Source organism: Pseudonocardia sp. SID8383, assembly GCF_009864975.1.
Lineage (GTDB): Bacteria > Actinomycetota > Actinomycetes > Mycobacteriales > Pseudonocardiaceae > Pseudonocardia > Pseudonocardia alni.
In genome coordinates this window covers 1-7,407 of sequence record NZ_WWFY01001177.1, presented here as the reverse complement: position 1 = coordinate 7,407, position 7,407 = coordinate 1, and the positions used below count along the sequence as shown (strand labels likewise).

At 73.7% G+C, this 7,407-nt stretch carries 6 protein-coding genes; 2 read left to right on the top strand and 4 right to left on the bottom strand.

Translation table 11 applies throughout. The features are described from left to right. Positions 1–372 precede the first annotated feature (372 nt). Positions 373–1,461 carry a TerC family protein gene (locus GTW08_RS28715; protein WP_100878211.1) on the top strand — a complete coding sequence of 363 codons (1,089 nt, stop codon included), beginning with the start codon at positions 373–375 and terminating at the stop codon, positions 1,459–1,461. Here the strand turns inward: GTW08_RS28715 and mgtE are convergent. Further along, positions 1,425–2,750 (bottom strand): magnesium transporter, encoded by a 1,326-nt coding sequence (gene mgtE / locus GTW08_RS28710; protein WP_161152781.1) that lies wholly within the window; start codon positions 2,748–2,750, stop codon positions 1,425–1,427. The genes GTW08_RS28715 and mgtE overlap by 37 nt on opposite strands. Before the next feature lie 141 nt (positions 2,751–2,891). Here mgtE and GTW08_RS28705 point away from each other — a divergent pair, with 141 nt between their 5' ends. Then, complete coding sequence (locus GTW08_RS28705) at positions 2,892–3,290, top strand: DUF3040 domain-containing protein (RefSeq protein ID WP_161152780.1); 399 nt, start codon at positions 2,892–2,894, stop codon at positions 3,288–3,290. Between the two features lie 108 nt (positions 3,291–3,398). On the opposite strand, the gene GTW08_RS28700 is transcribed toward GTW08_RS28705, so the two are convergent. The 3 genes from GTW08_RS28700 to GTW08_RS28690 form a co-directional block, all read right to left on the bottom strand. Further along, positions 3,399–4,742 carry an NtaA/DmoA family FMN-dependent monooxygenase gene (locus GTW08_RS28700; RefSeq protein ID WP_161152779.1) on the bottom strand — a complete coding sequence of 448 codons (1,344 nt, stop codon included), beginning with the start codon at positions 4,740–4,742 and terminating at the stop codon, positions 3,399–3,401. A 77-nt stretch (positions 4,743–4,819) separates the two neighbouring features. Then, on the bottom strand, positions 4,820–6,211 hold the full coding sequence (locus tag GTW08_RS28695; protein WP_073574357.1) for an LLM class flavin-dependent oxidoreductase: 1,392 nt from the start codon (positions 6,209–6,211) through the stop codon (positions 4,820–4,822). Beyond that, the coding region (locus tag GTW08_RS28690; protein ID WP_202417835.1) for an acyl-CoA dehydrogenase family protein at positions 6,208–7,407 on the bottom strand (1,200 nt) is incomplete at its 5' end. The genes GTW08_RS28695 and GTW08_RS28690, both read right to left, overlap by 4 nt.

The window sequence follows — 7,407 nt, the reverse complement described above, 5'->3', positions numbered from 1 at the left end:
CAGGTTGCCCGCCGCCCCGCGTCCGGTGCAGCCGGCCCGCGACGCCGCGACCGTCCGGCTCGCCGCGGGTTGAGGACCGCGCCACGCTCGCCGGTCCCGCGGCCACCCTGCGGGCCCACGACGACGGCGCCGCCCGCCCGGGAGGTCATCGGCGGAAACGGACAGATGTGACGAGGCTCGCGTACCCCCCACTGTCGGAACCCTGGGCCATGCCCTAGCGTTCTGCACAGTCGAAGGGGAGTACTCCCGAACACGGCGTCGCCGTCATCACGGCACCGGCCCGAGCCGGTCCCGGTTGCGCCGGTCCACCGCGGTCACCGCGGCGGGCGGAGGAGACCTTCAGCGCCCCTACCTGCGCTGGAGGACCCCGCCGTGAACGTTCCCCTCTGGGCGTGGCTGGCCACGCTCGCCGTCGTCGTCGGCATGCTCGTGTTCGACTTCGTCGGGCACGCCCGTGACCCGCACGAGCCCACGCTGCGCGAGTCGGCGATCTGGTCGGCCGGCTACATCGCGATCGCCCTGCTGTTCGGCGTCGGTGTCGGCGTCTTCTCGGGCTGGCAGTACGGCGGCGAGTACATGGCCGGCTGGCTGACCGAGAAGGCCCTGTCGGTCGACAACCTGTTCGTCTTCCTGCTGATCATGACCAGCTTCGCGGTGCCGAAGGTGCACCAGCAGAAGGTGCTGCTGATCGGCATCGCGATCGCGATCGTCATGCGCGGTGCGTTCATCGCGGTCGGCGCGGTGATCATCGAGCAGTTCGTCGCGGTCTTCTACCTGTTCGCGGTCATCCTGTTCTGGCTCGCCTGGTCCCAGATCCGCGAGGCGATGTCCTCCGACGACCACGAGCAGGCCGACGCCGGTGACTCGAAGCTGATCCGCCTGGTCCGCAAGGTGCTGCCCACCTCCACCGAGTACGACGGCGCGAAGCTCGTCACCCGCGTCGACGGCAAGCGGCTCCTCACCCCGATGGCGCTGGTCATCGTCGCCATCGGGCTGACCGACCTGCTGTTCGCGTTCGACTCGATCCCGGCGATCTTCGGCCTCACCCAGGAGCCGTTCCTGGTGTTCACCGCGAACGCCTTCGCCCTGCTCGGCCTGCGCCAGCTGTACTTCCTCATCGGTGGGCTGCTGGAGCGCCTGATCTACCTGGCGCACGGCCTCGCGGTGATCCTGGCGTTCATCGGCGTGAAGCTCACCCTGCACGCGCTGCACGAGAACAACGTGCCGTTCATCAACGACGGGCAGCCGGTGCCGGTGCCCGAGGTGCCGATCTGGCTGTCGCTGCTGGTCATCACCGGGACGATCGCCGTCGCCGCCGTCGCGAGCCTGGTCGTCTCCCGGCGCCGCGCCGCGGCCGCCCCGGCAGCCCCGGAGGTCGCCGGACCCGACACCGACGGTGCGGACGACGCGACCGTGGACGCGGATCAGATCCCCAGCACCACCCGGGCGACCGAGAAGTAGATCAGCAGCCCGGTCGCGTCGACGAGCGTCGTGACCAGGGGAGCGGACACCACCGCCGGGTCGATCCCGACCCGGCGGGCCAGCAACGGCATCGTCGCGCCCACCGTCGCCGCCCAGCCGCAGATCGCCACCAGCGTCACCGCCACCACGACGGCGACCTGGACCCCGACCAGCAGCGACGCGACGGCCAGCCCCAGCGCACCGAGCAGGGTGCCCAGCAGCAGCCCGACCCGCAGCTCCCGCCACACCACGGCGGGCAGGTCGGCCAGGCGCACCTCCCCGACGGCGATCGCCCGGACCGCCGCCGACGCGGACTGGGCACCGGCGTTGCCGCCGGTGCCCACGAGCAGCGGGATGAACAGCGCCAGCGCGGTGACCTGCTCGAGTGCGTCCTCGAAGATCTGCAGCACGTTGACCGTCAGCACCGCGGCGAGCAGCAGCACCGCCAGCCACACCGCGCGGGTGCGCGCCAGCTTCGTGACCCGCACGTACATGTAGTGGCCCGACCACGGCGCCGCGCCGGACTGGCGGGCGACGTCCTCGGTGTCGGCGCGCTCCAGGATCTCGACGGCGTCGTCGATCGTCAGCAGGCCCAGCAGCCGATCCTCCGAGTCGACGACCAGCAGGTCGAGCAGGTTCGCCTCGCCCATCAGGCGTGCGGCGTCCTCGGCGGCGTCGGTGGCCCGCACCCGCGGCGCCCCGTCGTCGACGAGGTCGGCGACGGCGACGTCCGGCCGGGCCAGCACCAGGTCGCGCAGCGAGACGGTGCCGATCACCCGGCGCCCGGCGTCGGTGACGGCGAGGGTGTACACGGTCTCGGCCTGCGCACCCTTGCGCCGCACGACGGCCAGCGCCTCGGTGACGCTGCTGTGCAGCGGCACGGCGACGGTCTCCGGCGTCATCACCCGCCCGACCGAGCCGTCGGGGTAGCCGAGCAGTGCCGCGGTCATCGACCGTTCCCCGGCCGACAGCCCGGCCAGCACCCGGTTCGCGACCTTGGCCGGTGCCTCGCCGAGCATCCGGGCGCGGTCGTCGGGGTCCATGTCCTCGACCAGGGCGGTCACCGCGTCGTCGCGCAGCCCCGCCAGCAGCTCCTGCTGGTCGACCGGGTCGAGCTCCTCGAACACGTCGAGCGCGCGGTCCTTGCCGAGCAGCCGGAACACCCAGCCCGCGTCGACCGGTTCCATCCGGGCCAGCGCGTCGGCGATCTCGTGGGCGGGCCGTCCGTCGATCCGGTCGAGGACTCCGGCGGGGTCGTGGCGTTCGACGAGATCGGTCCAGCGTTCCATGCGGGTGATCCTGCCGCCGGGGCCTGCCGCGTGCAGCGGCGGGAGTATGTCCGTTTCGGTAGGATCGGTGACGTCTACCGCACATCCCGGATGACTGCCCCCGGGAGCGGGAACCCGGTCGGTGGCACCGAGGAGGTCACGATGTCCGTCACACCCCCGCCCCTGCCGCCGCCGTCGCCCGGCGGCGGGACCGGCGACCCCGACCCACGCCCGGTGGCGCGCCCCCTGGACCGCGACGAGGAGCTCCGGCTCTCCGGCCTCGAACAGGAGCTGCGCCGCTCCGACCCGGAGCTGGACACCGAGCTGACCGCACCGCACCGGCCCACGCGCGCCGCGGGCGGCCGCGCGGACCGGATCCTGCAGGCCGTCGCGATCACCGTGATCGTGCTGGTGATCGTGCCGAGCGACTGGGTCGCCGGACTGCTGTCGTTCGGGCTGCTGCTCGGGATCCCGGCCGCGATGGCCTGGATCGCCGTCCGCGCGCACCGGGAGAACGTCGCCCGGGAGCAGGCCGAGGGCCGCGACGACGAGCGCGCCTGACCCGTACCCGGCCCCACCGTGGTGCGGCCGGGCCCGGCTCCGCCGTCCGCGGGTGCCCGGCGGGACCGGCGCCGCGGACGGGGTCCACGACGCCGGCCAGACGCGTGGTCAGGTCGCGGAGGGGGCCGCCGTCGCCGCCTCGGTCGGGTCGGTCGTCGAGCGGACGGCCGGGAGCCCGAGGTGCTCGCGCAGCGTCGTCCCGGCGTAGTCGGTGCGGAACGACCCGCGCTCCTGCAACAGCGGCACGACCCGGTCGGCGAACTCGTCGAGCCCGCCCGGGGTGACGTGCGGGACCAGCACGTAGCCGTCCGCGGCGTCGGACTGCACGGCGTCGTCGATCGCCTCGGCGACCGTCCGCGGGCTCCCGACGAAGGTGTGCCGCCCGGTCACCTCGATGACCGTCTCGCGCAGCGACAGGTTCTTCTCCGCGGCGAGGGTGCGCCACTGGTCGGCGACGGCCTTCGGGTCCCGGTACTGGCGCACGCTGGCGCGGCCCTTCGACACGAGCTCGCCCTCGACGGGGTCGAACTCCGGCAGCGGGCCGTCCGGGTCGCGCCCGGACAGGTCGGTGTTCCACAGCTGCTCGGCGAACACGATCGCGGTCTGCGGGCTGACCTGCTGGGAGCGGATCACCTCGGCGAGCTCGGCGGCCTCGGCGTCGGTGTCGCCCAGCACGTACGTCGCGGCGGGCAGGATCTTCAGGTCGTCCCACGCCCGGCCGTAGCGGGCGAGGCGGCCCTTCACGTCGGCGAGGAACGCGCGTCCGGCCTCCGGCTCGGCGTGCCGGGAGAAGATCGCGTCGGCCGACGCGGCGGCGAACTCGCGCCCCTCCTCGGAGTCACCGGCCTGCAGGATCACCGGGCGGCCCTGCGGGCTGCGCGGCAGCGAGAACCGGCCGTGCACGTCGAACTGGTCGGAGGTGTACGCGAACTCCCCGCGGTCGTCGGGGCCGGTGCGCGAGTCCCAGATCGCGGCGGTCGCGGCGAGCTGCTCCTTGGCCCGGGAGTAGCGCTTCTCCTTCGGCAGGAAGCCGCCGCGGCGGAAGTTCTCGCCGGTGAACGCGTCCCACGAGGTCACCACGTTCCAGGCGGCCCGGCCGCCGGACAGGTGGTCCAGCGAGGCGAACTGGCGGGCGACGTCGTAGGGCTCGGTGAAGGTGGAGTTGATGGTCCCGGCCAGGCCGAGCCGGTCGGTGACCGCGGCCAGCGCGGACAGGATCGTGAACGTGTCCGGGCGGCCCATCACGTCGAGGTCGTAGATCTCGCCGCGGTGCTCGCGCAGGCGCAGCCCCTCGGCGAGGAACAGGAAGTCGAACCTCGCCCGTTCGGCCGTCCGCGCGAAGTGCGCGAAGGACTCGAAGTCGATGTGGCTGCCGGACGCCGGGTCGCTCCACACGGTGGTGTTGTTGACGCCCGGGAAGTGTGCGGCCAGGTGGATCTGCTTGCGCGCCATGAACGGCCTCCCGAGGGGTTCAGCGGTCTCCTGTGGGTGCAACACCGTAGGGGCGGTCGTGTTCCCGGGGCCGGTGCTCAGGCGTCGGGCGCGCCGCGGCGGCGGGCGTGCACCGCGGCCGGGTGGTCCGGGTGGACCCGCGGCCGGCCGGCGCCGTACAGGTGCTCGCGCAGCGTGGCCCCCTCGGGCTCCGTGGGCAGCACCCCGCGGCGTCGCAGCTCGGGCACGACGTGCTCGACGACGTCGGCGAAGGTGCCGGGGGTGATCGCGTAGGCGAGGTTGAACCCGTCGACGTCGGCGACCTGCGCCCAGCGCTCCATCTCGTCGGCGACCGTCTCCGGCCCGCCGACGACGACGGCGCCCATCCCGCCGATCCCGATGTGCTCGGCGATGGCCCGCGGCGTCCACTCCCGGTCGGGGTCGGCGGTGGTGAACAGCTCCACCGCGCTGCGGATCGCCTCGGTCTCGGCGAACCGCAGCGGCTCATCGGGGTCCATCGTGGACAGGTCGAGGCCGGACCAGCCGCCGTAGAGGGTGAGCGCGCCCTCCAGGCTGACGTACTGCGCGAGGTCCGCGTAGCGCGCCCGGGCCTGCTCGTCGGTGGCCCCCGTGACCACGGTCAGCATGGTGAAGACCTTCACCGAGCGCGGGGCCCGCCCCTGCTCCGCGGTCCGCCGGCGCAGCTCGGCGACCCGCGGGGCGAGCCCCTCCGGGGTCGGGGAGATGACGAAGACGCCCTCGGCGTGCCGGGCGGCGAACGCGGTGCCGCGCGACGACGCACCGGCCTGGAAGATCGTCGGCGTGCGCTGCGGCGACGGCTCGGTCAGCCCGATGCCGGGCACGTCGAAGAACTCGCCCCGGTGCCCGATCGGCCGGACCTTCGCCGGGTCGGTGTAGACGCCCTTCTCCCGGTCGAGCAGCACGGCGTCGTCGTCCCAGGAGGCCTCCCACAGCTGGTAGCAGACCTCCATGAACTCGTCGGCGACGTCGTAGCGCCGGTCGTGCGGGACCTGCTTCTCCAGGCCCAGGTTGCGGGCGGCGGACTCCAGGTAGGAGGTGACGACGTTCCACGCGACCCGTCCGCGGGTGTAGTGGTCCAGCGTCGAGAACCGCCGCGCCAGCGCGTAGGGCTTCTCGTAGGTCAGCGAGACGGTGATCCCGAACCCCAGCCGTTCGGTGACCGCGGCCATCGCGGACACGGCCAGGGTCGGGTCCCCGACGGGCACCTGCACGCCGTCGCGGATCGCCGGTTCCGGGCCGTCGCGGTAGACGTCGTAGAGGCCGACGACGTCGGCGACGAACAGGCTGGTGAACCCGCCCCGCTCCAGCAGCTGCGCCAGGTCGGTCCAGTAGCGCAGGTCGTGGAAGGTGTGCGAGCGGTCCTCGGGATGGCGCCACAGGCCGGGCGACTGGTGCCCGGCGCAGGTCATGTCGAAGGCGTTGAGGTGCAGACGTCGCGGGTGGGTCATCGCTTGCCTGCGCTCCAGGCGTAGGGCAGGTCGGTGCCGTTGAGCACGTGGTCCCCGACCGTCTGCAGCTTGTAGATCAGCGGGTTGTGCGTGGAGATCACCCGGGCGTTGCGCCAGTGCCGGTCCAGGCGCAGCGTCTCCGAGGTGATCGACGCGCCGCCGACCTCGAACAGCTGGGTGGTGGCGTCGAGCACGGCCGGGATGACGGCGGCCTGGGCGTGGGCGACGTCGAGCTCCACCCGGTCGAGCAGGGCGGCGTCCTCGCCGCCCGCGGCGAGCACCTCGTCGAGCTGCTCGGCGATGGTGAGGACCAGGGCGCGCGAGGACCAGGCGGCCGCGGACAGCCGTCCGATGACCTGCTGGACCAGCGGGTCGTGCCGGGGCAGGTCGGCCGGGGCGTGGGTGAAGGTGCGGGTGCGCTCGCGGACCCAGGCGCTGACGTCGTCGGTGGCGCGCCGGGCGATCCCGGCGAGCACGGCGAGCTGCACGAGCTGCAGGTAGGAGGTGCCCCACCCGCGGCCCTCGGTGCCGTAGCCGGGGCCGAGGACGCGGTCGGCGGGGACGGCGACGCCGGTGAACACGGTGGTGCCGCTGGCGGTGAGGCGCTGCCCGAAGCCGTCCCAGTCGTCGTGCTGCGCGACGCCCTCGGCGTCGCCGTCGACGAGCACGGACACGCGCTCCCCGTCGAGGTCGGCGGCGACCAGGATCTGGTCGGCGTAGAGGCTGCCGGTCGAGTAGTACTTGGTGCCGTCGAGGCGGTAGCCGTCGCCGTCGGGGGTCAGGGTGGTCCGGTACCGGTCGATCGCGCCGACGCCGGGCTCGGTGATCGCGTTCCCGACCAGACCGCCCCGCGCGACGGCGGCGAGGCGGGCGTCGCGGTCCGGGCCCGGTGCGGCGAGCAGCAGGTCGTCGACGTACCACCAGTGCACGCGCAGCGCCTGCGGCAGGTTCGACTCGGCGGCGGCCAGGTCCACGAGCAGCCGGAACTGCTGGCGGACGGTGGCGCCGTAGCCGCCGAGCTCCACGGGCAGCCGCAGCGCGCCGAAGCGCTCGGCCCGCAGCGCGGCGACCTCGTCGTGGGCGAGGGTGCGGCCCTGCTCGCGGGCGACCGCGCCCTCGGCGATCCGGGCGATGACCGGCGCGAAGACGGCGTCGAGCTGCTCGTCGGTCCAGGCGGTCCGGCCCGCGACGCCGTC